Source organism: Stenotrophomonas sp. HMSC10F06, from assembly GCF_001807865.1.
GTDB lineage: Bacteria > Pseudomonadota > Gammaproteobacteria > Xanthomonadales > Xanthomonadaceae > Stenotrophomonas > Stenotrophomonas bentonitica_A.
On sequence record NZ_KV791256.1, the window covers coordinates 132074 to 156202 of the forward strand.

Sequence of the window (24129 nt, forward strand, 5' to 3'; positions counted from 1 at the left end):
GATTATGCCGGAGGACGCGTCATGCAGCCGTCGTGCCACGGTCACGAGTGGGCGGCCCACCAGGCCTCGGCGCGCGCCAGATCGTCCGGGGTGTCGATGCCGGGCGGGAACTCGGCCGGGGTCAGGGCCACGCTGATGCGGTGCCCTGCTTCCAGCACGCGCAGCTGCTCGAGCGATTCCAGCTGCTCCAGCGTGCCCGGCGGCAGCGCGGCGAACCGGCGCAGGAAGCCGGCGCGGTAGCCGTAGATGCCGATGTGGCGCAGCCAGTGTGGGCCGGCGAGCGTGTCGCGCGAGCGCGAGAAGGCGTCGCGGTGCCACGGAATCGGCGCGCGGCTGAAGTACAGCGCGTCCAGATTCTGCTTGCGCACCACCTTGACCACGTTCGGGTCGAACAGCGTTCCGGCGTCTTCCACCGGGGTGGCCAGCGTGGACATCTCCGCACCGCTGTAGACCAGCGCTTCGGCCACGGCACGGATGCCCTCGGCCGGGGCGAACGGCTCATCGCCCTGCAGGTTCACCACCAGGGTGTCGTCCGACCAGCCCGCCTGTGCGGCGCACTCGGCCAGGCGATCGGTGCCGGAAGCATGATCGGTGGAGGTCATCGCCACACGCACCTCGGCCAGGCCCTGCAACGCATCGGCGATGCGCTGGTCATCCGTGGCCACCCACACTTCGCGAGCGCCGGCGAGCAGCGCGCGTTGCGCCACGCGCAGCACCAGCGGTTCGCCGCCCAGCAGGCGCAGTGGCTTGCCCGGCAGCCGCGAGGCGGCGTAACGGGCGGGAATGGCGACGACGAACTCGACGGAAGCGCTCATGGGGGATGACCTGTACGAAAGGAAGGCAATCAGGGCCTCAGTGTGCCGCAAGCGGCACCGGAGGCGTCAACGCTTGCCGAGCTTCTCGACGCGATCCAGCAGGCTGATCCAGAACGCGGCCGGCAACTCCGCCGACAGCGGCACCGCGAAGTGCCACTCGGTCGCGAAGGCCTTGCACTTGACCGCATCCTTCTCGGTCATCAGCACCGGCAACTCGCTCCCGAAACGCAGGTCCGCAGGCTGGTAGGCGTGGTGATCGGCGAAGGCATGCGGCACCACGCCAATGCGGTGTGCGCGCAGCATGTCGAAGAAGCGCTGCGGGTTGGCGATGCCGGCCACGGCATGCACCCGCTGCCCCTGGAAATGCGAGAGGCGCCGCGCACGGCCGCCCTGCAGCGGCTGCGCACTGTCGATGCGCAACTGCATCGGCCATTCGCCGAAGCCGCAGGCGGTCTGAGCTTCGGTACCGTCACTGGCCTGGCCCATGTTGACCACGCGGAAATCGCAGTCGCGCGCACGGCTGGCCGGCTCGCGCAGCGGACCGGCGGGAATCAGGCGGCCGTTGCCGTAGCGGCGCTGGGCATCGACCACTTCGATTTCGATGTCGCGCGCCAGCCGGTAATGCTGCAGGCCGTCATCGCAGACGATGATGTCGCAGCCCGCTTCGACCAGCGCCTTGCCCGCCGCGACGCGGTCCGCATCGACCCGCACCGGCACGCCGGTTTTCCAGGCGATCAGCACCGGCTCGTCGCCGCCGACCGAGGTATCGGTACTGGCCAGCACCCAGCGCGGCGTGCCCGCCTCCTCGCGGCCATAGCCACGGCTGGCGACCCCCGGCTTCCAGCCCGCGTCGCGCAGGCGGTTGACCAGGGCAATCGTCAGCGGAGTCTTGCCGGTGCCGCCGGCAGTGACGTTGCCGACCACCACCACCGGCACCGGCAGCGAATGCCGCTTCAGCCAACGGCGGCGATAGGCCATCCGCCGCAGCGCGATCGCCGCGCCATACAGCGGTGACGCCAGGCGCGCCAGGAACGGAATGGTGCTGCCGTCATACCAGTACGACGGCGTCTGCGTGCCCTTGCCTGCCATCAGGGCTGCCTTTCGCGGAACTGCATCCTGTGCAGGTGCTCGTACAGGCCACCCAGCGCCAGCAGTTCGTTGTGCGTGCCACGTTCGACGATGCGGCCGTGGTCCATCACCAGCACCTGGTCGGCATGTTCGATGGTGGACAGGCGGTGCGCGATCACCAGCGTGGTGCGCTCGGGCATCAGGCGCTGCAGGGCGTCCTGCACCAGGCGTTCGGATTCGTTGTCGAGCGCAGCGGTGGCTTCATCCAGGATCAGGATCGGCGCGTCGCGCAGGATCGCGCGGGCAATCGCCAAGCGCTGGCGCTGGCCACCGGAGAGCAACGCGCCATTCTCACCAACGGGCGTCTGCAGCTGCTGCGGCATGCGCGCGATGAACTCCCACGCATTGGCCGCTTCGGCCGCCGCACGGATCTGATCTTCGGTAGCATCCATGCCGTAGGCGATGTTGGCGCCCACGGTGTCATCGAACAGCATGACCTTCTGCCCGACCATCGCCACCTGGCGACGCAGGTCGGCCAGCGGGTAGTCGTCCAGGGCCACGCCATCGAGCGTGATGCGGCCGCCGCTGGGTTCATAGAAGCGCGGCACCAGGCGGATCAGGCTGGTCTTGCCGCTGCCGGAGCGGCCGACGATCGCCGTCACCGTGCCCGGCCTGGCCACGAAACTGATGTCGTCCAGCGCGATGCCGGTGTCCTCGCGATAGCGCAGCATCACGTGCTCGAACGCGAGCTCGCCGCGCGCGCGGCCGATGCGCTGGAGGCCTTCGTCGCGCTCGACCGGCATGTCCAGAATCCCGAACAGGCGCTCGGCCGCAGCGACACCGCGCGAGATCGAGGTCTGCACACTGGTCAGGCGACGCAGCGAGGGAATGATGGCCATCATCGAGGTCATCAGACCCATGAACTGGCCTGCGTTGAGCTTGCCGGCCAGCGCCTCGCGGGTGGACACCCACACGATCACCGCCAGCGCCAATGCCGCCAGGAACTGCACCGTGCTGGAGGCCAGCGCGCGCGTGGTTTCGACCTTCATGTTCAGGCCGAGCATGCGGTTGGCCAGCCGGGAATAGCGCGAAATCTCGTGCGCCTGGGTGCCATGCACCTTCACTTCCTGCTGCGCGGCCAACGACTGTTCGGCGGTCTGCGCCATGCCGCCCATGCCGTCCTGGATGCCCCGGCTGATCCGGCGGTAACGCTTGCCGACGATCGAGACGATCACGCCGATCAGCGGCACCACCACCAGCATCGCCATGGTGACCTTGACGCTCATCTGCAGCATCACCACCAGCATGGCGATGATGGTGAGGGTATCGGCCACCAGTGTCTTGAGCGCATCGGCACTGGCCTGGGTGACCTGTTCGGTATCGAAGTTCAGGCGGCTGACCATCACCGGCGTGGCCTCGGCATCGAAGTGCGAGGACGGCAGGTGCAGGTACTTCTCCAGCACCTGCTCACGCAGGTCGCGCACCACGCTGCGCCCGGTGCGGGCCAGCGCGTAGTCGCTGACCAGGGTGGCCAGGCTGCGCATCATGAACAACCCGAGGATGGTCAGCGGCAGGATCACCGCCATGCGCGGCTCCGGGTTGACGAACCCCCGGTTGACCAGCGGCTCCATCAGCTTGGTGAAGCTGTAGCCGGCCAGCGCCTCGACCACCATCGCGATCACGGCCGCGACCATGAACACCCAGTACGCCCCGGTGTACCCGAGCAGCCGCTTGTAGATCGGCCAGACGGAAGAATGTTTCTTGCTCATGGACGCACCTCCGGCGCGGTAGCGATGGCGATGCGGCGGAAGCCCAGCTGGCCCAGGGCATCCTGGGCCGTGACCACGGCCTGATAAGGCGTACGCGCGTCGGCGCGCAACAGCACGGTCTGTTCCCGATCGCTGCCGGCGACGGCGGCAATCGTCTGCTTGACCGACTCGACGTCGGTGCGCAGCACTTCCTGATCGTTGATGAAGTAACGCCCCTCGGCATTGACCAGCACGCTCAGCGAGCGCGGCGGCTCGGTGGTGTCCTGCTGGCTGGCGGTCGGCAATTGCAACTGCAGCGTCGAGCGCGCGTCGAAGGTGGTGGTGACCACGAAGAAGATGATCAGGACGAGGATCACATCGATCAGCGGGACCAGATCGATATGCGGTTCGTCCTGGATCCGGTCATTGCGGATACGCATCCGTCAGCCCTTGACCGTGACCGGTGCGGCGCCGGCTTGGGCACCAGCGGCACGCGGGGCCGTGTTCATCACGCCCGGGCGGCCATCCAGCGCGTCCAGCAGGGCCGAAGCTTCCTGCTCCATCTCGATCACGTAGCCGGCGATGCGGCCCTTGAAGTAGCGATGGAACATCAGCGCGGGGATCGCCACGATCATGCCGGTGGCGGTGCACACCAGTGCCTTGCCGATACCGCCGGCCAGCTGGTTCACATCGCCCACGCCGTGGTCGAGGATGCCCATGAACATCTGGATCATGCCGACCACCGTGCCGAGCAGACCGAGCAGCGGGCCGGCCGAGGCGATCGTGCCCAGGGCGTTCAGGAACCGCTCCATGCGGTGAACCAGGTGCCGGCCGGCGTCTTCAATGCGCTCGCGGATCTGGTCGCGCGGGCGATTGCGTGCTTCCAGCGCGGTGGCCAGCAGCGCGCCCAGCGGCGAGTTGCCGCGCAGCGACTGGATGTGGCTCGGGTCGAGCTTGCCGCGTGCGGCCCAGTTGCGCACTTCCTGCCCCAGCCCCGGGGGCAGGACTTCATTGCGGCGCAGGGTCCAGAAACGCTCCAGGACAATTGCCAAAGCCAGTACGCCCAACAGCAGCAGCGGCAGCATCGGCCAGCCACCGGCCTTGACCAGTTCCCACACGTTTCAATCCTCCGGCCCAGCGGCCGCCTGTTTGATCGCCGATAGGATAGCAGCCGACCGGCTCCGCTCCGCGGCATCCCACCAACGCCGCTCGAAAACCCGTTGTTCACGCACCTGCAGGCCTTCACGCCCGAGCCAGATACGGACCGCGCCGCTCTCGGCCGTGTTGAGCACCTCCGCCCCCACCGCCTGCCAGCGCGACACCACCTCGGCGCGCGGGTGGCCGAAGCGATTGCGATGGCCAGCCGAGACGATCGCCAGGCGCGGCGCGACGGCATCCACCCAGGCCGGGGTGGACGAGCTGGCACTGCCATGGTGCGGCACCACCACTGCTTCGGCCGCCAGCAGCGCACCTGCCTGCTGGAGCAGCCGCGCTTCGCTGCCTTTTTCGATGTCGCCGGCCAGCAGGATCGCCCCCCGGGCGGTTTCCAGCCGCAGCACGCAACTGCTGTCGTTGATCGACCGGGCTTCGCCGGGAAGAGGATGCAGCACCCGGAACGTGACCCCGTCCCACGCCCAGGATTGTCCGGCATGGCAGGCCGATGCGCGGCCACGCAGGGCGCCCTGCGGTGCCTGCACGACCGCATCGGGGAAGCTGCGGCGCACCCCGCGCAGGCCACCGGTGTGGTCGCGGTGGTCGTGGCTGATCATGATCCGGTCCAGCCGCCCCTGGCCCAGCGCACGCAGCGTGGGCACCACGATCCGCTCACCGGCATCGAAGCCATCGTCGGTCCCGGGGCCGGTGTCGTACAGCAGCGTGTGGCGGCGCGTGCGCACGACCACCGCCAGGCCCTGGCCCACGTCCATCACCAGCAGCTCCACCTCGCCCTCGCCAGGCCCGTGACGCGCCGGCCATAGCAGCGGCAGGCACAACAGCAGCGCCGCCACCCGCCCGCCACTGCCGCGCGGCAACAACAGCCAGAACACGCCGGACACCGCCGCCAGCAATGCCCAGCGGTTGGCCTGTGGCAGCCACCACAGCGACAGCTCGCTGCGCGCGGCATACCCGAACAGCCACCAGCTCGCGTCGAAGCACCATGCCGCCAGCTGCCAGGGCCAGCGCCCCGCCCCCTCGATCAGCGCCTCAAGCGCGGTACCGAGCAGTGCCAGCGGCACCACCACCATGGTCCACCACGGAATCGCCACCAGGTTCACCAGCGGACCGGCGCGCGAAGCCTGCCCGAACAGCGCCACGGTCAGCGGCAGCAACGCCACGGTGGCCACGCCCTGGGCACTCAGGAATCCGCGCAGCCAGCCCTGCTCGCGCCCCGGCAGGCACCAGATCAGCCACAGCACGCCGGCAAAGCTCAGCCAGAAGCCGGGGGCCAGAACCGCAAGCGGATCGAACAACAGCATCGCCAGCGCCGCCAGCGACAGCGACTGGGCGACCGTCGCCCGTCGCCGGCTGCAACGCGCCGTTGCCACCACCGCGATCATCAGCACGGTGCGCACCGTCGGCAGCGCGAAGCCGGCCGCTGCTGCGTACAGCGCCGCACCTGCGACCGCCGCGGCTGCGGCGCCCATCGGGCGCGGCAGGTAAAGGCCCGCTATCGGCAGGCACCGCCAGAGCCCGCCTGCCAGCAGTGCGGCCACGCCAGCCACGACGCCGACATGGAAACCCGAAATCGCTACCAGGTGGGTCACCCCCAGCGCACGCAGGTCGTCCCAATCGGCCTGGCCGAGGCCACGGGTGTCGCCCAGTGCCAGCGCCTGGACGAAGCGGCGGCCGTCGTCCTGGACCGCGCGGGCGATCGCGTCGGCCATCCGCTCGCGCCATGCCGGCAAGCCGGCCGGCTCGCCCAGTGGATGCGCACGGGCGGGCTCGCGCACGTACCCACTGCCCGCCACCCGTTGCCGCAATGCATAGCCCTCGGCGTCGAACCCGCCCGGATTCACCAGGCCACGCGGCGGCCGGACCCGCACGTTGAGCGACCAGCGCTCGCCGGCCCGCAGCGTGCGCCGGCGATCATCGGCGGCGCCACGGAATCCGTCGTACCAGCCCAGCGCCAGGTCGCGACCGCGGAGTCTGGTGGGCATCGCCGGATCTTCGTCCACCCGGAAGCGGAAGCGGGTTCCCCCGGGACCATGGTCGGGGAGGCTGACCGCCCGCCCGTGCAGCACGTGGTCGACGGCGGCGCTGCCGGGTGTCAGCTGCTGGGCGAGCCCGGCGTGGCCGTGGAAGGCCGCCCAGCCTAGACCGAAGAGGGCCGCGCCAAGGAGGCGCAGGCGGGAGGGCAGGATCCAGAGCAGAAGACCGACCGCCGCCGCCGCAACGCCCCATTCCATCGGCAGCAGCCGGGGCGAGAAGATGATCGCGCAGATGCCTGCCAACAGCGAAACGACACACGCTTTGCCGAAGATCGGGAAGGCGGCATCGGTGGCGTGATCGGCACTGTCGAGCACCCGCGACATGCGCAACGCCCCACTGAAAACCATACTGTGCTTGTTCCCACAGCGTGTGCCCATCGGCGCTGGACCTGCCCGTCTGTCGGAAACTTGGAGACTCACGGGACAGGGAAGAGGCTTGGCCTGGCCATGTGCGGGAGGCGTGACCTGCCATTGCAGCAGCCTGTATTCGCCGATAGTGTCCGAGCAGTGCTGGTGACTGGTATCCAGCCCCCCCGACAGGAGGCGGCCGTGGCGTTCGACTGGTTGAGACGCGACATCCACCTGCACGTACGCCTTCATCCCGGTGGCGTGCTGCTGGCGGTGAGCTATGCCGTTGCCTTCTGGGCAGCTCGCAATGTTTCGGTCGACCAGCTCTATCTTCCTGCGGGCCTGCGCGTTGCCGCCCTGCTGCTCTGCCCACCGCGCTACTGGGTCTACCTGATTGCGGGCGAGTACGCCTTCTTCGCCCTAGCGCGGTACCCGCTGATCCCGCAATATGGCCTTGCCTGGGTCGTGGTCGCTTCGGCCAGCCTAATGCCCGCTGTCGCAGGGATCGTGCACACGCATCGACGCTGGATGGCGTCGAGCAATGACACGTGGCTGCTTTCGGTCGCCCTGCTCGCGGCGATCGTGGTCACCGCCCTGAATCAGGGCCTTGCGTATCTACTGATGCCCACGCAGCACGTGGCCGTCTCCTGGGAAGGCGCTGCGCGATATGCCGTGGGGGACTATCTGGGCATTCTATTGATCGCGCCCTTGGTCGTCATGTGGCGACGCAGGCGCATGGCTGCCGAATCAATGCGTGGCTGACACTGGCAGCTGTGGTTTCTCTGGTAGTGATCGGCGTCAACTTGATGGTCCTGCTCCGCATGGATAGTACTGGCCTGCCAGGCTCCCATGACCCCGCCGTATTCACCGCACAGCAGATTCTTGCAGCAACTGGAACTGTACTGCTCCTGCTCGGCGCGACCACCTCGCACTACTATCATCGTTTCCGACAGAACGAGTGGCTGGGGCGCCGCGCCATCGCCATGACCAGGACCACGCTTGTCGCCGGCGAACAGGACAGGCGCGAGCGCGCTTGGTACCTGCGGAATGTCGGCGATGACATCGACCGGTCCCTGCAGAAAATCGCAAATACGCTCGCGGCAAAGGGCCAGGACGGCTTGGCCTTGGAGCTCCAGCGCTTGCATGCCGCACAATCGGGTGCGTTACGGGTGCAGGCGAACTTGGTTTACCCCGTCGAAATAGAATCCGCGGGTCTGTACGTAGCTCTCCGGGCCGGCGCGATCGCCGATGCCTGGGCGCAGACGGATCGCGTCCTGCCCGCGCATTTGATGGGCGACCCGTGTGATCTGAGCCTTGATCTGCAGTTGGCGGCGTTCCGGAGCATGGCAGACGTCGTCGCGGTCCTGCTAACGGCAGAGAAAGGATCTCTACGTCTTCGCGCACGCACGATTCAACGTGGAGGACAGCAGGGCATCGTGGTGATCGCCGGGCTTCTGGATCCCCACCGGACGCTGGCACCCGGTACTGTGGAGCTCTCCAGGCAGGCGCTCGGTGCCCGCGCGCTGGCCTATCAGGGCAACGTGCAGTGCCGAGGCAACCGGATCCGCCTGGTGTTGAGGGAGACTCGTGGCTGCCAGGCAGAGCGACACGCCAGCGCGCCAGGAACACCCGCGCTTCCACGCAGCAACGTGAGCTTCTTCTGACTGGGCGCCAGAAAACGAAAAAGCCGGCCTATTGGCCGGCTTCGTCTTGTTCCACCTGTTCCCGTGGTTTCCCAGGTACTGAAGTGGTGGGCGGTACAGGGTTCGAACCTGTGACCCCTACCATGTCAAGGTAGTGCTCTACCGCTGAGCTAACCGCCCGTTTTGCGTCCCTGCCCCGCTGCGAATGCGTCGGTGCAGGCCGCGTATATTACGGATGCCCCCCGGAAAGCGCAACACTTTTGTGAAGATATTTCACGATGTGTTGTTCAGCCCAGACTGGCCTCCTTCAACTGGCGGATCTGGTCGCGTACCCGGGCGGCATCTTCGAACTCCAGATCACGCGCGTGCTGGTACATCTGCTGCTCCAGCGCCTGCAGGCGCTTGGCGATCTGGGCCGGGTCCATGGTGCGGTAATCGGTCGCCTCTTCGGCCACGCGCCCGCCCTTGCCCTTGCCCTTCCCTTTGCCGCGCGCCTCTTTCTCGGCCGCTTCCGAACGCGCGCCTTCGAGCACATCGGTGATCGGGCGCAGGACCGACTTGGGCACGATGCCATGCAGCTCGTTGTACTCGACCTGCTTGGAACGACGGCGGTCGGTCTCGTCGATCGCGGCCTGCATCGAACGGGTCATCTTGTCCGCGTACAGGATCGCCTTGCCGCGCAGGTTGCGTGCGGCGCGGCCGATGGTCTGGATCAGCGAGCCGGTGGAGCGCAGGAAGCCCTCCTTGTCCGCATCCAGGATCGCCACCAGCGAGACCTCGGGCATGTCCAGGCCTTCGCGCAGCAGGTTGATGCCGACAAGCACGTCGAACTTGCCCAGGCGCAGATCGCGGATGATCTCCACGCGCTCGACGGTATCGATATCCGAGTGCAGGTAACGCACGCGGATGCCGTGTTCGGTCAGGTATTCGGTGAGGTTCTCGGCCATGCGCTTGGTCAACGTGGTGACCAGCACACGGTCGCCCAGCTTGATGCGCTCGTTGACCTCGCTCATCAGGTCATCGACCTGGGTGCCGACCGGGCGGATCTCGACCACCGGATCGATCAGGCCGGTCGGGCGCACCACCAGTTCGGTGATCTCGCCTTCGGTCTCGCGCAGCTCATACGGACCCGGCGTGGCCGAGACATAGATGCTGCGCGGGCAGCGCTCTTCCCACTCTTCAAAACGCAGCGGGCGGTTGTCCAGTGCCGACGGCAGGCGGAAGCCGAACTCGACCAGCGTTTCCTTGCGCGACCGGTCGCCTTTGAACATCGCGCCGATCTGCGGAATGGTGACATGCGATTCGTCGATCACCAGCAATGCATCCGGCGGCAGGTAGTCGAACAGCGTCGGCGGCGGATCGCCGGCGTTCTTCCCAGTGAGATGCCGGGAGTAGTTCTCGATGCCGTTGCAGTAACCGACCTCGGCCATCATTTCCAGATCGAACTGGGTGCGCTGCGCCAGGCGCTGCGCTTCCACCAGCTTGTTCTGCTCGTACAGCTGCTCCAGGCGCACCTTCAGTTCCGCCTTGATCGTATCCACGGCCGACAGCACGCGTTCGCGCGTGGTGGCGTAGTGGGTCTTGGGGTAGATCGTGTAGCGCATCATCTTGCGCAGGCTTTCACCAGTGAGCGGATCGAACATGCTGATCTGCTCGACCTCGCCTTCGAACAGCTCGATGCGCACCGCTTCGCTGTCCGATTCGGCCGGGAACACGTCCACCACTTCGCCACGCACGCGGAACGTGCCGCGATGCAGCTCGAACTCGTTGCGCGTGTACTGCAGCTGGGTCAGGTGCTTGATCAGGTCGCGCTGGTCGATCCGCTCGCCGGTGGAGAGGATCAGGCGCATCGACAGATAGTCCTCCGGCGCGCCGAGGCCGTAGATCGCCGAGACGGTTGCCACCACGATCGCATCCGGGCGCGACAGCAGCGTCTTGGTCGCCGCCAACCGCATCTGCTCGATGTGCTCGTTGATCGAACTGTCCTTCTCGATGAAGGTATCCGACGACGGCACATAGGCCTCGGGCTGGTAGTAATCGTAATAGCTGACGAAGTACTCCACCGCGTTGTGCGGGAAGAACGATTTGAACTCGCCGTACAGCTGCGCCGCCAGGGTCTTGTTCGGCGCCATCACCAGGGTCGGCTTCTGCACCTGCTGGATCACGTTGGCGATCGTGTAGGTCTTGCCGGAACCGGTGACGCCGAGCAGGGTCTGCTTGGCGATGCCCGCCTCGAAGTTGGCGGTCAGTTTCTCGATGGCCGCCGGTTGGTCGCCCGCCGGCGAATACGGGGATACAAGTTGGAAACGATCGCTCATGGTGCCGCCACTGCCGGGAAGCCTTCAGTATAACGGCCGGGTTGGTGACGGCCTGTTGAGGAATCCACCGATGCCTGGGGCCCGGTCAGGCTGATATTCAGCCTCGGCACCGGCGCGCAAGCTTAGAGCTCCCCGCTGACGGATGACCTGCCCCATGCGCCTCCGGCCTAGCCCGCGTGACCGAAGCGCTGGCCTCACCCTGATGGAGCTGATGGCCACCCTGGCGATCCTCGCGCTGGTGGTCGCCGTGGCGGCACCCAACCTGGCCGAGACCGTCTCCAGCCTGCGCGCCGATGCCCTGCGGCTGCAACTGAACTCGGCATTCGCCGGCGCTCGCATGGCCGCGGTGACACGGCGCGAGATCGTCACCATCTGCCCCAGCGACGATGGCCGGCGCTGCGCGTCGGAATGGAGCACGGGGTGGCTGACGTATCGCGATCCCCGTCGCCAGCCACAACCGGCCGAGGCAGACATCCTCCAGTACTACCCGGGGCAGACCGGCCTGACCCTGCGGGCTCCGGCCTCTGCCGGGCGCCCTCGCCTGCGGTTTCGTCCGGATGGCAGCAGCATGGGCGTCAACCTGACGGTCACCATCTGCACCCGAGGACAAAGACACAGCAAGGTGGTTGTCAACAATGCCGGGCGCGCCCGCTCGGAGCGACTGCGCGACCGCGCGCCCTGCTGATGCAGGCCCGCCGGAAATGCCGGCACGAAAACGACAAAAGCAGCGATTGCTCGCGGCTTCTGCAGAATCTGGCGCCCGAAGTTGGACTCGAACCAACGACCCCCTGATTAACAGTCAAGTGCTCTAACCGGCTGAGCTATTCGGGCGGGGTGGCGCATTGTACGGGGCACTCGCGCGGAGGGCAACACCCTTGTGCATGCCGCCGTCCGTCACGTCACCAGCACTCGGAGAGCGTGCCCCCACTGGTCTTGACGTTGGCCTGGTTGATGCCGAGGTCGCCACACTTGTCCTTGGCCTGGTTTCCCTGTGCGGTCGCGGTCAGCGTGAACGTGGACTGGGTGCCGACGAACCCGACACTGTAGGCGGCCGTACCCCCTTCGCGCGGCGAGCTGACCGAGTCGCCACCGCCGGGCAGCGTGAACCCTTCATAGGTGTTCTGCGTGGTATGGAACCGCTCGGCCAACTGCGCGTACTCGACCAGGTCGGCCTTGACCTGCCCGCGCTTGGACTTGCGCGTCTGCTCGACGTAACTGGGGTATGCGATACCGGCCAGGATCGCCATGACGATCACCACCAGCATCAACTCGATCAGCGTGAATCCCCCCATCGAGCGGGCGGGGACAGCCGGCACGCGTCCGGCGCGGGCCAGGGTGGGAAACGAACGACTCATTGCAACTGCCTCCAGGACTGGCGTCCGCAGGGATACGGCACGTACATGGGGACGCCGCCTGCCGCAGTGACCAGCATCTGGCAGGGCTCGGCGGGCGGGTCCACCGGGGGTGGCGTGCCGCCAGGTGAACCCGGTCCACCGCCGCCTGGGCTGTCGCCGGAAATCTTGCCGGGTGGCTGCTGGCGCGGCAGTACCTGCACCCCGACATCCTTCACCGGGGCGTTGCCGCCGGTCGACAGCGGAACCGCGGCCGTGCCAGCGCCAAACTTGGTGCCGGTCGGCGACCCGGCGCGCATTTTCGACAATGCCGGCGCACCGGACTGCGCACTCAGCCCGAACAGCCAGTTGGAGCCATCCGACGCACAGCTCTTGGTGGTTGGATTGGGCACATAGGTGGGCATGAAGACCACACCGGACGCCAGCGCGGGATACGCGAGGAAGCGCTCGCCCGCCGGCAGGTCGACATGCCAGCCGCGCGAATCGGCGGGGATCGTGCCCGGCGTCATCGTCCGCACATCACCCGAGGCAGAGACGGTATACGGACGCAGATCGGCCGCGGTCATCGTCAGGGAAGGCGTTTCGTCGGAGGCATCCAGGACCGCGTACAGGGATTGGATCGATTCGTCACGGACATCTTCGTTGAAGACGAAACTGCCCGTGCCGAAGAACAGCATCACCCCACCGCGATCACCGTTGGTGGCGTTGATGCCGCCGGTGATCGGCTGACGGTAGGTCAAACCATTCCTGGTGCTGGTCTGCGTGGTGAACAGCGGCGTGGAAACCCTCGCACTGGTATCGCGCAGATCGAACTTCCATACCGCGCCCTTCTGGTCGGCCGCGTACACCGTATCGGCATAACCGTCACGGCCGCGCGTATTGCGGCCGCTGCCGGTCCAACGGTCGACCACCAGGATGTTGCCCAGGCCATTCTTGCCAGCCGGCGGGCTTCCTGCCGTCTCGGACGCTTCGATCATCGTGATGTTGGGGGAGCCGGTGCCGATGTCCACCATGAACAGCACCACCTTGCCACTGGCACTGCCATAACCATTGCCGAAGATGGCCTTCCAGGTCACAGTTCCGCTCGCGTCCTTGAACGGAACGATGACCGGCTTGCCCAGCACATGGCCGATATTGGCCTTCACGCCATCAGAGCCGCTGAGGTCATTGATTTCCCACAGGCGGCTGCCGGTGCCGAAGCTGCCCGGCTTGGTCACATCCAGTGCGAACACGCCGCGGCCGCCCGCGCCGGTACTGCCGACCAGTACGGTACCCCAGCTGGTGCCGATACGCGCATCGGACACGGCGACCGGACCATCGACATAGTAGCGATGAGAAAACTTCTGGAAGGCCTGATTGTTCGGATCGAGCGGGAACAACAGGTTGCCCATGTGCCCCATGGAGGTGGCGGGAATGTAGGCGAACGTTTCCGCGCCGCCGCTGCTATCCATCGTACCGCTTACACCCATGCCGCCATCAAAGGCATGCAGCATGCCGTCGTTGGCGCCGACATAGACCATGTAACGCCCACTGCGCTTGGTCTCCAGGTAGGTGGCGTAGCTCGCGCCCAGGCCTTGATCCAGCCCGCGATAACCGTAGTCATCGATGGGGGCACTGATGACCGGCGACGAATTGATGATGTCGCCAAGCACCGTGGTGCGGTCGCGGAAGCGCCCCCCTCGCCGCGTTTCCAGACTCCTTTCGCCCAGCAGGTAGCTGACCGCGTTTGCGCGCGTCGCGCCGAGATCGGTCAGCTCACCAGCCGAACACCGGGCCATGCCCGGGTACAACGACGGGGACAGGTCACACAACGACTCCAGCGTGACACTGTTGCTGCTGAAGGGAAGCACGTCGGTGTTCGTACCGAAGAACACCTTGCGCGCGGTCGGCTGCGGCATCTTGGCGCTGGCTTCCCACGCGGTGGTGTACACCGCTTTGCGCGTGGCCTGGTCCACGGTGATCTGGCTCGCGGTGAGGCGGCTGAACCAGTCGGTCGATTCGTTGGCGATCTCGTAGTACGGTGCCACCGCCATCGAGCCGGTGCCGATGCGCGCGCCCGACTGCGCGTAGCTGCCCGAGGAAGATGCACCGGCCGTCACCGACGACAGCACGCGGCGCATGGCCTGGGTGATGTCGGCCGGGGTACGCGCGTTGATGAACTCGCCACGCGTGTTGACGGCGGCATGCCAGATGTCATCGATGGTGCTGATCGCACCGTTCTCGCGCTTTGGCCAGTTGTTGTAGATGGAGGCGTTGGTATACGGGTCCTGGACGATATCGGGATTGAACAGCTTGCCGCGCCCGCCCAGGGTGATGCCGTAGAAATTGACGTGCAGGTTCTTCTGGCAATCCAGGCGCGGATCCGGGTTGGCCGTATTGCAGGCCTCCGGCACCGGCACCAGCCCAGGCGCGAGTTCCGGACGCAGTGGGGATTTGCCATCCTTGTTGATGTAGTACGAAGCGGCGATATCAGCCATCGTATTGTCGTAGCTATCCTTGAACGGAATGCCCATGTTGCCGTCGCCATTGGCATTGGCGACCTCCGGGCCATCAAGGTTGCTGTAGCCATCGGTGAACAGCATGACGGCGTTTTTCTGGCAAGCCAGCTGCACCGGCGCCTGATCATCGGTGCGGGTGAACTGGGTGGCCGCCGCCTTCACCGCCTGGCGATTGGGTGTACTGCCCGAGGCGTTCAACGCGATCATGTCGGCGTACAACGCACGCTTGTCGTCCTTGGTACCCAGATCGCGGATGGGCAACGCCGCACCCTTGTCGCTCATGTCGTAGTCGGCGTTGTCGTTGATCTTGAAATAGCCCACGCGCAGGTTGTCCACCGTCGCCATGGATCGGGTCATGCCGGCGATCATGGAGCGGTTGCGGTTGCCGTAGTAGGAGAACCAGTTGGCGAAGTTCTGCAACGCGACGCCGTCGGTGCTCTTGATCGTGTACTTCCACATCGTGCAACCCGTGCCACAGGCATTGGCGGCCTCCGTGCGCGCTACCGCCGTGTAGGCGCCAGGGCTCCCGGCCAACTCCGGAACCGGATCACTCTTCCCCGTGAACGGAAGAAAGAACGTCGCTGGAACGTAGGTGAAGGTCGCGTCGTACCGCGTTGGCTGGGTCTGATTCCTGCCCGCCACGTAGAAATCGGTGGTCTTCCACGTGTAGTCCTTGTTCGCCGCGTAGGCCGTTCCGTCCTTCCCGTTCGCCGCGAAGACAGTGCCCTGGGGCACCACCATTCCATCGACCATGTTGAACACGCCGGTAGTGGCCGCGGTCAGATCCACCGTGTTGGCCGCGTTCGCCGCCAGGCGTGGATCTATCAGGGTCTTGGACGTGGCTGCCTGTGCGTAATCGACCACCTTTTCCTGGGCGGTGTCATAGCGCATCCACGGCTCATACTTGATCGTGGGGTTGTAGAAGGCCGGGTTGTAGGTCGGGGAGCGTGCGAAGCCGAACTTGTCGAACGGTGCAATGCCGTAATACGCGCCGGAAATGCGCGTGCCCGGCAGCACGTAATAGAAGGCGCAGGTACCCGTAGTACTGAGCGTCTTGGTGCTGCTGAAGAAACTCTTGGCCGTCGTATTCCAGCAGGCCTGGCCATCCGCCCCGGGGAACTGGGTCTGGAAGGTCATCGAGCCGGAGTTGTCGACCGTCATGATGAAGGCCGGCTGCGCCTGCACCTGGTTGTTCAACGGCACCTGGGACAGCGTCCCCTGCCCCTGCGCGGCGATCAGCTGATAGGTCAGCACCCCGCCGCCGACCAGAACGGCCAGTACCGACGCGGAAATGAGTGTGGTCCTGCGCGATACCATGTGCGCGTCCTCAGAGCTTGAAAACCGTGTCGATCACGGTCGAAGAGGTGGGATGTTCAGCGTCATCGGCGGCGTAGCCCGTGATCTGATAGATGGGAATGGGGGTATCGCGCGGCCCGCCCAGGCCCACGCCGGTGCCGAAGGGCACGCAGGTATCGATCTGCCTGACCGTTACCGCTGGAACCGCATCGGAACTCTGCTCGCTGCCCCACTCTGACGGGTCGAAGGCAGCATCGCAGCCGGCATCGATGTCGCCGGCGACAATCAGGCTGCCATCGGGCAGCTCCTGACGATTGGCGATTTTCTCCACCAGATGCTCGGCAGTGCGCACGGTCGCTTCGGTGTTCTGGAAGGACAGATTGCTCGCACGATAATTGGCCGACATCTTCTCCTGCATGCCGGCGACCTGCATGCCCGCGATACCGATCAGCGCCAGCAGGATCAACATCACCAGCGCCACATACAGCACGGCGCCACGCTGGCGTTGTGGGGCCGGAGAACGAACGACGGGGCGGACGGAGGCGTGCATGTCAGTTCCCATAGAGTCGATTGCGCAAGGCCACCGATACCTCATAGCTGGCCCGGTAGCGCGTATCACGGGTATCGGACGGCGCGAACTCCACGCCCAGTGCGCCCTGGCGAGCCACCTTCTGCTGGGCCTGCAGCGCATCGGCCGGCTGCGGGCTGCGCGCCAGCACGCCGACCTGCACCAGGCCCACGCGTCGCCACTGCCCGGCCGCGGCCGCGTCGGTGCCCGTGGAGACGCCACTGGCGGTTGCCTGCACGGTGATGTTGCCGATGGGCGAGGCATCGACACTGATGTCCGGGGTCGAATCCAGGCCGAACAGAACCTGCAGGTTTTCGATGCCTTCCACCAGCTCCTCATTGAGCTCGGCCGGGTACGCGCCGGCCGCATTGGCGCGGGCACGGCGCAACGCTGGCTCGCCGGACGCGCCGGCCCCGATGTAGTACACGATGGACTCGGCGCGGTAGACCAGCGTCTGCCCATTGGGCGGCGCATACCTGGACAGGTCCGCGTTGGTCGCCGTGACGGTGCCCCCGGCGACGCTTCCCGGGAAAATGTCGACGTGGGCACAATCGGCGATACCGAACATGGTCGGCGCAGCGGGCGTGCCCTGGCTCAACCGGGCGGCGCGCTCGGTGTCCACCGTCAATTCACTGCCGCCGCTGTCCGCGGTGATGGCCGTGACCGGAACGCCTTCACCGGCCAGGAAGCGCAGTACCAGCACATCGCTGCCCCCCAGTGGATTCAGCCCGACGATCTCGGACGGCAGGTTGCCTGCGTCACTCCAGGCCTCGCCCAGGGTCAGGGTATCGCCCGGCGCGGTACCCCCCGCTTCATAGCCCTGCACCGCCACCGAAAAATCCAGCGGACTGCCGGCCCCGGACGCAGCGGTGAAATGATGGCGCGGGTCGCCCTCGTCCTTGATGAAATGCGCCTGATCGTTGACGCAGCCGTAGTGGCCGGCCATGCGGATGTCGCGCTCGAGGAAATCGATCGCAAACCGGGCGTTTTCCTGGGTGCGTGCCACGCCTTCAGCCAACCTCGAGGCGGTGCGCGAGGCGATGAAGACCTGGATGACGCCCAGCATCAGCACGGTGCCGATCACCACCGCGACCATCAGCTCGATCAGCGACAGACCCGACTGCCTGCGCCGTGTGTTCGGGAAAGGGCTCATAGCTGCGATGTCACGGTGAAGGTGGTCTTTTCATCGGGTTTGTCCTTGTCCCAGCGCTGGTCACCCCAAGCGATCTGGACGGTGACGCTGCCATCTTCGTAGGCCACGTTGGCACTGGCGGTCTCGCCCAATGCCTTGGCCACCTGGCACTGCCACCGCGCGACGTTCTGCTGGATGGTGACCGCATTGCCGGTCGGGCGGCCGCAGGCCCCGGCAACAGCCACCGTCCCGGGCGAGAACGATGCCGTGCTGTACCAGGCCGCCTGATAGCGATTGGCGCGCATCTGATCGATCAGGTCGTACGCCAGGTTGGTCGCCTGGGTGCGGTAGTTGGCGCTCTGGGTGAAGCGCACACTCATGGTCTGCAGCAGCGCGAAGCCGAGCAGGCCGAAAGCAAGCACGACAATGGCAACCAGCACCTCGATCAACGTGAAGCCACCCGGCGCTGCGCGCAGGCGGCGAGGATGCTTGCGCTTCATTGGCACGCTCCCTGGGCACTGCGTGCCTGGCCGGAGGAATTGATGGTCACGGTGCGCTGCATCGGTTGGCCGCTGCATTCGTCCGGCCGCAGGGTCAGCGTCTGGTCGCCAGGCGCCTGGCGGCGACCTCGCCCGTCGAAACTGATGGCCACGTTGTCCGGCCCGTCCACCACCAGCCTGGGGTGGCCCTGGCTGTAGCGCAGGACCGTTTCGCTGGTTTCCAGGGTACCGCTGCCGTCGGGGTCGGCGAAGGCGAGGATGCCGCTGTTCCAGTCCCCGTCGCAGCTGGTGCCGGTGGCGCTGCCACAGACACCGCCGCCCTTGTTGTTGCGGATCGCCTCGCTGCGCGCGAGCGACAGCAGGCCCAGCGCTTCATTGTTGGCCGCGACCACCCGGTTGGAACGGATCACGCTCAGGAAATTCGGGAACCCCACCGCGACCAGCACGGCAAGCACCGCCATGGTCACCATGAGCTCAATCAGTGTGAAGCCGTTGGACCGGCGCAAAGACATGAAACGCTCCCCAGCGTTGATGACACAGAAGATGAACGCCCCGCCGCCGATCAGCAAGCGGCGGCAGGACGAACGGTCGCCCGGAGGCGACAGGCGTCAATGGGTTGACGCAGATCGAGAACCGGCAGCGGCCCCTGCCCGCCGCCGGCCCGGTCAGGCCCTCAGGCCATGACCTTGTAGCAGGGTTGGTACTCGCCGGAGATCTTCATCCGGCGCTGCTCGACGAAGGCGCGCAGCAGTTCATCCAGGGCCTGCATCATGTCCGCATCGCCGTGGATTTCGAACGGCCCGAACTGCTCGATGCGGCGCATGCCGTCTTCCTTCACGTTGCCGGCCACGATGCCGGAGAACGCGCGGCGCAGGTCGGCCGCCAGGGCATGTGGCGGACGGCCGTGGTGCAGGTCAAGCGACGCCATCGCCTCGTGGGTCGGCACGAACGGCTGCTGGTACTCCCACGGAATCTCGATGGACCAGTTGAAGAAGAACGAATCCTTCTGCGCCAGGCGGTGCTCGCGCACGCGCTTGATGCCCTGGGCCATCTTACGGGCGACGTTGACCGGGTCGCCGATGATGATCTCGTAGCGGCTGGCGGCCTCTTCACCCAGGGTGAGGCGGATGAAGCGGTCGATCTGCTCGAAGTACGGTGCGGCCACGGTCGGGCCGGTCAGGATCAGCGGGAACGGCAGGTCCTTGTTCTCTTCGCGCAGCAGGATGCCCAGCAGGTACAGGATCTCCTCGGCGGTGCCGACGCCACCGGCGAACACGATGATGCCGTGGCCGATGCGCACGAACGCTTCCAGACGCTTCTCGATGTCCGGCATGATCACCAGATGGTTCACGATCGGGTTCGGCGACTCGGCGGCGATGATGCCCGGCTCGGTCAGGCCGATGTAGCGCGTGGTGGTCTTGCGCTGCTTGGCATGGGCGATGGTGGCGCCCTTCATCGGGCCCTTCATCGCGCCCGGACCGCAGCCGGTGCAGATATCCAGCCCGCGCAGGCCCAGCTCGTAGCCGACCTGCTTGGTGTACAGATACTCATCGCGGCCAATGGAATGACCGCCCCAGCAGACGACCAGATTCGGGTCGCCGGGATTGAGGATGCGCGCATTGCGCAGCAGCCCGAACACCGCGTTGGTGATGCCCTCGGACGACTCCAGCTCGGCCGCGTAGGCCGGGCCCATCTCGATGGCCATGTAGGCCAGGTCGCGGACCACGGCGAACAGCAGCTCGGCCACGCCGCGGATGATCTCGCCATCGACGAAGGCCATCGCCGGGGCGTTGACCAGATCGATGCGCACGCCGCGGTCCTGCTGCGCCACCTGGATATCGAAATCGGGATACAGATCGCGCGCCGCGCGCGGATCGTCCGAGGCGCTGCCGCTGGTCAGCACGGCCAGCGCGCAGCGGCGCAGCAGCTCGTGCATGCCGCCGCCGGAGGCGTCGCGCAGGCGTGCCACTTCAGCGCGCGACAACACATCCAGCCCACCGCGCGGGTAGATCCGCGCGTCCTGCACCGGCAGCGTACGCGCCGGCTTTTCGTTGATCGTCATGTCCATCTTGTTCGCTTTCCTCAAGGTTACCGACTGTACCGCTGCCCCCTTAAAAAGCAAAACGGCCGGGAAACCCGACCGTTTGGATATGTCCTGACCGCGACAGGGGCACTGGGCCGTCGCAATTGCACTGATTTCCGCGCAACCAACTGAATATACAGGAATGCACTACCCAGCACAACACTCAGTGGGGCGGCCGATGGAGACCGGGGCGCTCCAGCCGCCTCGTCCTGACAGACAAAAAAAAGCGACCGGGTTACCCCGGCCGCTTTTCAATCATCCACTAGGTCCGACGCATCAGAACTTGTAGCGGAAGCCCAGCTGCAGCGACCACTGCGACACACCGGTGTTGAAACCGTCGGCGTCCGCGTTGGCGAAGGCGCTGTCGGTCACGGTGGCGCTCGTGTTGCCCTGGCGCTCTGCACGGAACTCGTACAGGTACTTGCCAGTGGTCGGGTCGATGCCGCGGAAGTTGGCGATGCCCTGGTCAGCATAGAAGCCGAAGTCGTCGATGCGACCCCACTTCTTGTTGAGCAGGTTGCCCACGTTCTGGATATCGAGCCAGATTTCGGACTTGTGGCCCTTCATGAAGCCCGGCAACTGCTGGGTGATACGCACGTCAAAGGTGTTGACCCAACCGGCGCGAGCCGAGTTCTGCGGGGTCACCTGGCCGGCGTAACGGTTCAGCTGTGCATTGTTCTCCATCCATGCGAAGAAGGCTTCTTCCATGGCGGCACCGCCGGTGAACAGCACGTCGCCACGACCCTTCGGCACATAGAACAGGTCGTTGTAGGTGCGGCCGTCGCCGTTCATGTCGTTGGAGTACACGAAGCTGTACGGACGACCGGTACGGCCTTCATAGAACATGCCGACCTGGGTCTCGTAGTCACCGAAGAACGCATGCTTCCAGTTCACCGAACCCGAGATGCGGTTGCGGATCTCGTAACGCGAGCGCGCAAGCGCGTTCTCGTTGGCCTGGAAGATGTAGTTGTTGTTCCAGTTCGAGGTCGCCACCGAGGAGGTGTTGCTGGCAACTTCCTTCGCATCGGTATAGGTGTAGCCCAGGTTCCAGGCCCAGTCACTGTCCGGGCTGAACGGCTTGGCCAGGGACACGGTGAACTGCGCGGTGCGGCCCTTGTCGGTGTTGTCCAGCAGCACGGCATCGCTCACCCAGCTCGGGGTGGTCGACTTGGAGGTCGAGGCGTTGGCAACGTTGCCCCAGTAGAAGTTGCGACCGTCCGGACCGCCGGTGTAGCTCGGCTGCATCAGTTCCAGGCGCTTGAAGTACAGACCATCCTTGACCTTGGTCACCAGCAGCTCGGCCGATGCGACCAGACCGTTCCACGGCAGTTCGTGATCGAACGCCAGATTGGCCTTGTACACGGACGGGGTGCGGAAATCGTCGGAGACGAAGTTCACGACCTGCTGTGCCGGACGGTTGCGGTTGTTGTACGGGTAATCGGTGCCCTGGGTGAAGTTCACGCCGTTGTTGGCGTAGATGTTGCCCAGCCACACCTGCGGCGCTTCACCACGGAAGAGGCCAACGCCACCGCGCAGCTGCGTCGGGCGATCGCTGTCGAAGGTGTAGTTGAAGCCCACGCGCGGCTGCACCAGGAAGCCGTTGTCGCCGATCGAACGGTTGTCGTAACCGAAGAACTCGCTGGCGCGCTGGTTGTAGGCCGTGTCCTTGTTGGTGTCGTACTTGTCCGCACGCACGCCCAGGGTCAGGGTCAGGTTGTTGTTGACGTACCACGTGTCCTGCACGAACAGGCCCAGGGTGGTGTAGTCGTAGTCGGCCGCAAGGCTCTCCACGCCACCGTCCACCGGGTTGCGCCAGGTGCTGACCACCGGCGTGTTGTTACGGAAGCCTTCGATGCCGTTGTAGACCAGGTAACCGTCAATGTTCGGTGCGTACAGGTTGTAGATTTCGTTCTTGCTGTAATCCGCACCGAACTTCACGTCATGGTCGCCCAGGGTGAGCGTGCCGGAGGCGAAGTAGTTCCAGGTCTTGGTGTACAGCTCGTTGTACTGGGTGTTGGCTTCGGTACCCAGGTACAGGGTCGGGTTGGCGACCGACTCGCGGTTCGAGTTCAGACCGCCGAAACCGATCAGGATCGCCGGAGTACCCGGAGCCGACGGATTGCGGATGGCCGAGTAATCGCGGTAGCTGGCCTTGATTTCGGTCGAGAAGTTGTCGCTCCAGTCGCTGAACAGCTGGCCGACGTAGGACTCGATCTTCTTGTCGTGCTGGTACCAGTACGAGCTGATCGAGGCACCGGTGGTCTGGCCGTAGCCATTGATGCGCAGCTTGTCCTGCTCCAGCTTGCTGTAGCGGAAGCTCGCACGCTGATTGTCGGTGATGTTCCAGTCCAGCTTCAGCGCGTACTCTTCGAGGTTGGTGTCCGAAGCGGCGTCGTAGCTGCCCGCCGACACGCCATAGCGCTCCTGGAAGATCTGCTGGGCCTGCGCGATCTGGGCATCGGTGATGGTACCGGCGCCGATGGCGCTGCCGGCGATGTCGGCGCCCGGGGCGGACTGCTCGAACTTCTCATAGTTGGCGAAGAAGAACAGCTTGTCCTTCACCAGCGGGCCACCCAGCGTGAAGCCGTAGGTCTTCTCGTCTTCGAAACCGTTGAACTTGCCGCCACCCGGGTTGTCACCGAACCAGCTGCCGTCACGCATGTAGCCGTAGACCGAGCCGTGGAACTCATTGGTACCCGACTTGGTCACGGCATCAACCACAGCGCCGGTGGCGCCGGTGATGGTGATGTCGTAGCTGGACAGGTCGACGTTGATGGCTTCGATGGCTTCCATCGAAACCGGCTGGCGACGGGTCGGGAAGCTGTTGCCTTCCAGGCCAAAGGTGTCGCTGGCGGACACGCCATCGATACGGACGGCGTTGTAGCGCGGGTTCTGGCCGCCGGCGCTGATGCTGCCCGAAGCACGGTCAACGAAAGCGACGCGCGGGTCCAGGCGCATCATGTCCTGGATGTTGCCGCCGACGGACGGCATGGCTTCGATCGTTTCCTGGCTGATCGACGTGCCCGAGCCCATCTTGGTGGCGCTGAACACTTCCGAGCCTGCGGCCACGGCGGTGACCTGCACGGCATCGAGGTTCGTTGCAGCGAGGTCGCCGGTCAGTGCCGCATTGACGGTACCGATCTGGTTGACGCCGAGGTACACACCCTCTTCCGTCTTGGTGCCTTCACCCGGCTTGTTGATGGTGATGGTGTACGGACCACCCACGCGCAGGCCGCGCGCGTTGTAACGACCCGATGCATCGGTCGTGGCGCGGCTGACGGTGCCCGACTCGGTGTGCGTGATGGTGACTTCTGCACCGACGACAGGCGCGCCTGCAGCCGACGTGACCTGACCGCCCACACCGGAAGAGGTGCTCTGGGCGAAGGCGGGAGCGGCGGCAAGTGCAGCCACGAGACCAAGCGTGAGCTTGGACATCCGGAGACAACGGGAGTGGGTCATTGGGGAGTAGCCTCGATGCGAGATTGGCGATGGCGGAGAAAAAACGCGCCCAAGCAGCCTTGCTGGCGGCTGACTGGACTTTTATCTGGGTTCCC

Annotated in this window: 18 protein-coding genes and 2 tRNA genes; 3 read left to right on the plus strand and 17 right to left on the minus strand. The window is 65.7% G+C overall.

The window, feature by feature from the left end; translation table 11 throughout:
- Window positions 1-41: 41 nt before the first annotated feature.
- The 6 genes from kdsB to HMPREF3113_RS02935 form a co-directional block, all read right to left on the minus strand.
- Window positions 42-815 carry a 3-deoxy-manno-octulosonate cytidylyltransferase gene (gene kdsB, locus HMPREF3113_RS02910; RefSeq protein ID WP_070470670.1) on the minus strand — a complete coding sequence of 258 codons (774 nt, stop codon included), beginning with the start codon at window positions 813-815 and terminating at the stop codon, window positions 42-44.
- Window positions 816-881: 66 nt separating this feature from the next.
- Window positions 882-1904 carry a tetraacyldisaccharide 4'-kinase gene (lpxK, locus tag HMPREF3113_RS02915; RefSeq protein ID WP_019183374.1) on the minus strand — a complete coding sequence of 341 codons (1023 nt, stop codon included), beginning with the start codon at window positions 1902-1904 and terminating at the stop codon, window positions 882-884.
- Window positions 1904-3652: a lipid A export permease/ATP-binding protein MsbA gene (msbA, locus tag HMPREF3113_RS02920; protein WP_070470672.1), complete on the minus strand. Its 1749-nt coding sequence runs from the start codon at window positions 3650-3652 to the stop codon at window positions 1904-1906. The genes lpxK and msbA overlap by 1 nt, the downstream gene beginning before the upstream one ends.
- A complete protein-coding gene (locus HMPREF3113_RS02925) occupies window positions 3649-4071 on the minus strand; it encodes an ExbD/TolR family protein (protein WP_019183376.1) in 423 nt (140 codons plus the stop codon). Before HMPREF3113_RS02925 ends, msbA begins: the two co-directional genes overlap by 4 nt.
- A 3-nt stretch (window positions 4072-4074) precedes the next feature.
- Window positions 4075-4749, minus strand: coding sequence for a MotA/TolQ/ExbB proton channel family protein (locus HMPREF3113_RS02930; protein WP_070470674.1), 675 nt, complete (start codon window positions 4747-4749; stop codon window positions 4075-4077).
- Between the two features lie 3 nt (window positions 4750-4752).
- Window positions 4753-7161: a DNA internalization-related competence protein ComEC/Rec2 gene (locus HMPREF3113_RS02935; RefSeq protein WP_070470675.1), complete on the minus strand. Its 2409-nt coding sequence runs from the start codon at window positions 7159-7161 to the stop codon at window positions 4753-4755.
- A gap of 225 nt (window positions 7162-7386) precedes the next feature.
- Between HMPREF3113_RS02935 and HMPREF3113_RS02940 the strand changes: the two genes are divergently transcribed.
- Window positions 7387-7947, plus strand: coding sequence for an MASE1 domain-containing protein (locus HMPREF3113_RS02940; protein WP_175440325.1), 561 nt, complete (start codon window positions 7387-7389; stop codon window positions 7945-7947).
- 26 nt (window positions 7948-7973) lie between these two features.
- On the plus strand, window positions 7974-8849 hold the full coding sequence (locus HMPREF3113_RS02945) for a hypothetical protein (RefSeq protein ID WP_070470678.1): 876 nt from the start codon (window positions 7974-7976) through the stop codon (window positions 8847-8849).
- An 84-nt stretch (window positions 8850-8933) separates the two neighbouring features.
- On the opposite strand, the gene HMPREF3113_RS02950 is transcribed toward HMPREF3113_RS02945, so the two are convergent.
- Both HMPREF3113_RS02950 and uvrB read right to left on the minus strand, forming a co-directional pair.
- Window positions 8934-9008: transfer RNA gene (locus HMPREF3113_RS02950), tRNA-Val, on the minus strand.
- A gap of 107 nt (window positions 9009-9115) precedes the next feature.
- Window positions 9116-11146, minus strand: coding sequence for an excinuclease ABC subunit UvrB (gene uvrB, locus HMPREF3113_RS02955; protein ID WP_019183381.1), 2031 nt, complete (start codon window positions 11144-11146; stop codon window positions 9116-9118).
- A gap of 154 nt (window positions 11147-11300) precedes the next feature.
- Here uvrB and HMPREF3113_RS18845 point away from each other — a divergent pair, with 154 nt between their 5' ends.
- Complete coding sequence (locus HMPREF3113_RS18845) at window positions 11301-11831, plus strand: GspH/FimT family pseudopilin (RefSeq protein ID WP_019183382.1); 531 nt, start codon at window positions 11301-11303, stop codon at window positions 11829-11831.
- A gap of 69 nt (window positions 11832-11900) precedes the next feature.
- Here HMPREF3113_RS18845 and HMPREF3113_RS02965 read toward each other — a convergent pair.
- The 9 genes from HMPREF3113_RS02965 to HMPREF3113_RS03005 all read right to left on the minus strand — a co-directional run bounded on the left by HMPREF3113_RS02965 (window position 11901) and on the right by HMPREF3113_RS03005 (window position 24010).
- Window positions 11901-11977 (minus strand) — tRNA-Asn (locus tag HMPREF3113_RS02965).
- Window positions 11978-12045: 68 nt separating this feature from the next.
- Window positions 12046-12438 (minus strand): type IV pilin protein, encoded by a 393-nt coding sequence (locus tag HMPREF3113_RS02970; RefSeq protein ID WP_070427008.1) that lies wholly within the window; start codon window positions 12436-12438, stop codon window positions 12046-12048.
- Between the two features lie 59 nt (window positions 12439-12497).
- Window positions 12498-16313 carry a pilus assembly protein gene (locus HMPREF3113_RS02975; RefSeq protein ID WP_070470679.1) on the minus strand — a complete coding sequence of 1272 codons (3816 nt, stop codon included), beginning with the start codon at window positions 16311-16313 and terminating at the stop codon, window positions 12498-12500.
- Window positions 16314-16323: 10 nt separating this feature from the next.
- Entirely contained in the window at window positions 16324-16842 is a 519-nt protein-coding gene (locus HMPREF3113_RS02980; RefSeq protein WP_070470681.1) for a pilus assembly PilX family protein, read from the minus strand.
- Window position 16843: 1 nt separating this feature from the next.
- Window positions 16844-18013: a PilW family protein gene (locus tag HMPREF3113_RS02985; RefSeq protein WP_070427005.1), complete on the minus strand. Its 1170-nt coding sequence runs from the start codon at window positions 18011-18013 to the stop codon at window positions 16844-16846.
- The gene (gene pilV, locus HMPREF3113_RS02990) at window positions 18010-18492 is read right to left on the minus strand and encodes a type IV pilus modification protein PilV (RefSeq protein ID WP_070427004.1); all 483 of its coding nucleotides are present in this window, start codon (window positions 18490-18492) and stop codon (window positions 18010-18012) included. Before pilV ends, HMPREF3113_RS02985 begins: the two co-directional genes overlap by 4 nt.
- A complete protein-coding gene (locus HMPREF3113_RS02995) occupies window positions 18489-19004 on the minus strand; it encodes a GspH/FimT family pseudopilin (protein ID WP_070470704.1) in 516 nt (171 codons plus the stop codon). The genes pilV and HMPREF3113_RS02995 overlap by 4 nt, the downstream gene beginning before the upstream one ends.
- A gap of 161 nt (window positions 19005-19165) precedes the next feature.
- Complete coding sequence (ppnN, locus tag HMPREF3113_RS03000) at window positions 19166-20554, minus strand: nucleotide 5'-monophosphate nucleosidase PpnN (protein WP_026070247.1); 1389 nt, start codon at window positions 20552-20554, stop codon at window positions 19166-19168.
- Window positions 20555-20851: 297 nt separating this feature from the next.
- On the minus strand, window positions 20852-24010 hold the full coding sequence (locus tag HMPREF3113_RS03005; RefSeq protein ID WP_037554124.1) for a TonB-dependent receptor: 3159 nt from the start codon (window positions 24008-24010) through the stop codon (window positions 20852-20854).
- Window positions 24011-24129: the final 119 nt, after the last annotated feature.

Excerpts from the sequence above, each read along its gene's own strand:
- HMPREF3113_RS02975 (WP_070470679.1), bottom strand. The coding sequence starts at position 16,313 with ATGGTATCGCGCAGGACCACACTCATTTCCGCGTCGGTACTGGCCGTT.
- msbA (WP_070470672.1), bottom strand. The coding sequence starts at position 3,652 with ATGAGCAAGAAACATTCTTCCGTCTGGCCGATCTACAAGCGGCTGCTC.
- uvrB (WP_019183381.1), bottom strand. The coding sequence starts at position 11,146 with ATGAGCGATCGTTTCCAACTTGTATCCCCGTATTCGCCGGCGGGCGAC.
- HMPREF3113_RS02985 (WP_070427005.1), bottom strand. The coding sequence starts at position 18,013 with ATGAGCCCTTTCCCGAACACACGGCGCAGGCAGTCGGGTCTGTCGCTG.
- HMPREF3113_RS02925 (WP_019183376.1), bottom strand. The coding sequence starts at position 4,071 with ATGCGTATCCGCAATGACCGGATCCAGGACGAACCGCATATCGATCTG.
- HMPREF3113_RS02935 (WP_070470675.1), bottom strand. The coding sequence starts at position 7,161 with ATGTCGCGGGTGCTCGACAGTGCCGATCACGCCACCGATGCCGCCTTC.
- HMPREF3113_RS02980 (WP_070470681.1), bottom strand. The coding sequence starts at position 16,842 with ATGCACGCCTCCGTCCGCCCCGTCGTTCGTTCTCCGGCCCCACAACGC.
- HMPREF3113_RS02995 (WP_070470704.1), bottom strand. The coding sequence starts at position 19,004 with ATGTCTTTGCGCCGGTCCAACGGCTTCACACTGATTGAGCTCATGGTG.
- lpxK (WP_019183374.1), bottom strand. The coding sequence starts at position 1,904 with ATGGCAGGCAAGGGCACGCAGACGCCGTCGTACTGGTATGACGGCAGC.
- HMPREF3113_RS18845 (WP_019183382.1), top strand. The coding sequence starts at position 11,301 with ATGCGCCTCCGGCCTAGCCCGCGTGACCGAAGCGCTGGCCTCACCCTG.
- ppnN (WP_026070247.1), bottom strand. The coding sequence starts at position 20,554 with ATGACGATCAACGAAAAGCCGGCGCGTACGCTGCCGGTGCAGGACGCG.
- pilV (WP_070427004.1), bottom strand. The coding sequence starts at position 18,492 with ATGAAGCGCAAGCATCCTCGCCGCCTGCGCGCAGCGCCGGGTGGCTTC.
- HMPREF3113_RS02970 (WP_070427008.1), bottom strand. The coding sequence starts at position 12,438 with ATGGGGGGATTCACGCTGATCGAGTTGATGCTGGTGGTGATCGTCATG.
- HMPREF3113_RS03005 (WP_037554124.1), bottom strand. The coding sequence starts at position 24,010 with ATGTCCAAGCTCACGCTTGGTCTCGTGGCTGCACTTGCCGCCGCTCCC.
- kdsB (WP_070470670.1), bottom strand. The coding sequence starts at position 815 with ATGAGCGCTTCCGTCGAGTTCGTCGTCGCCATTCCCGCCCGTTACGCC.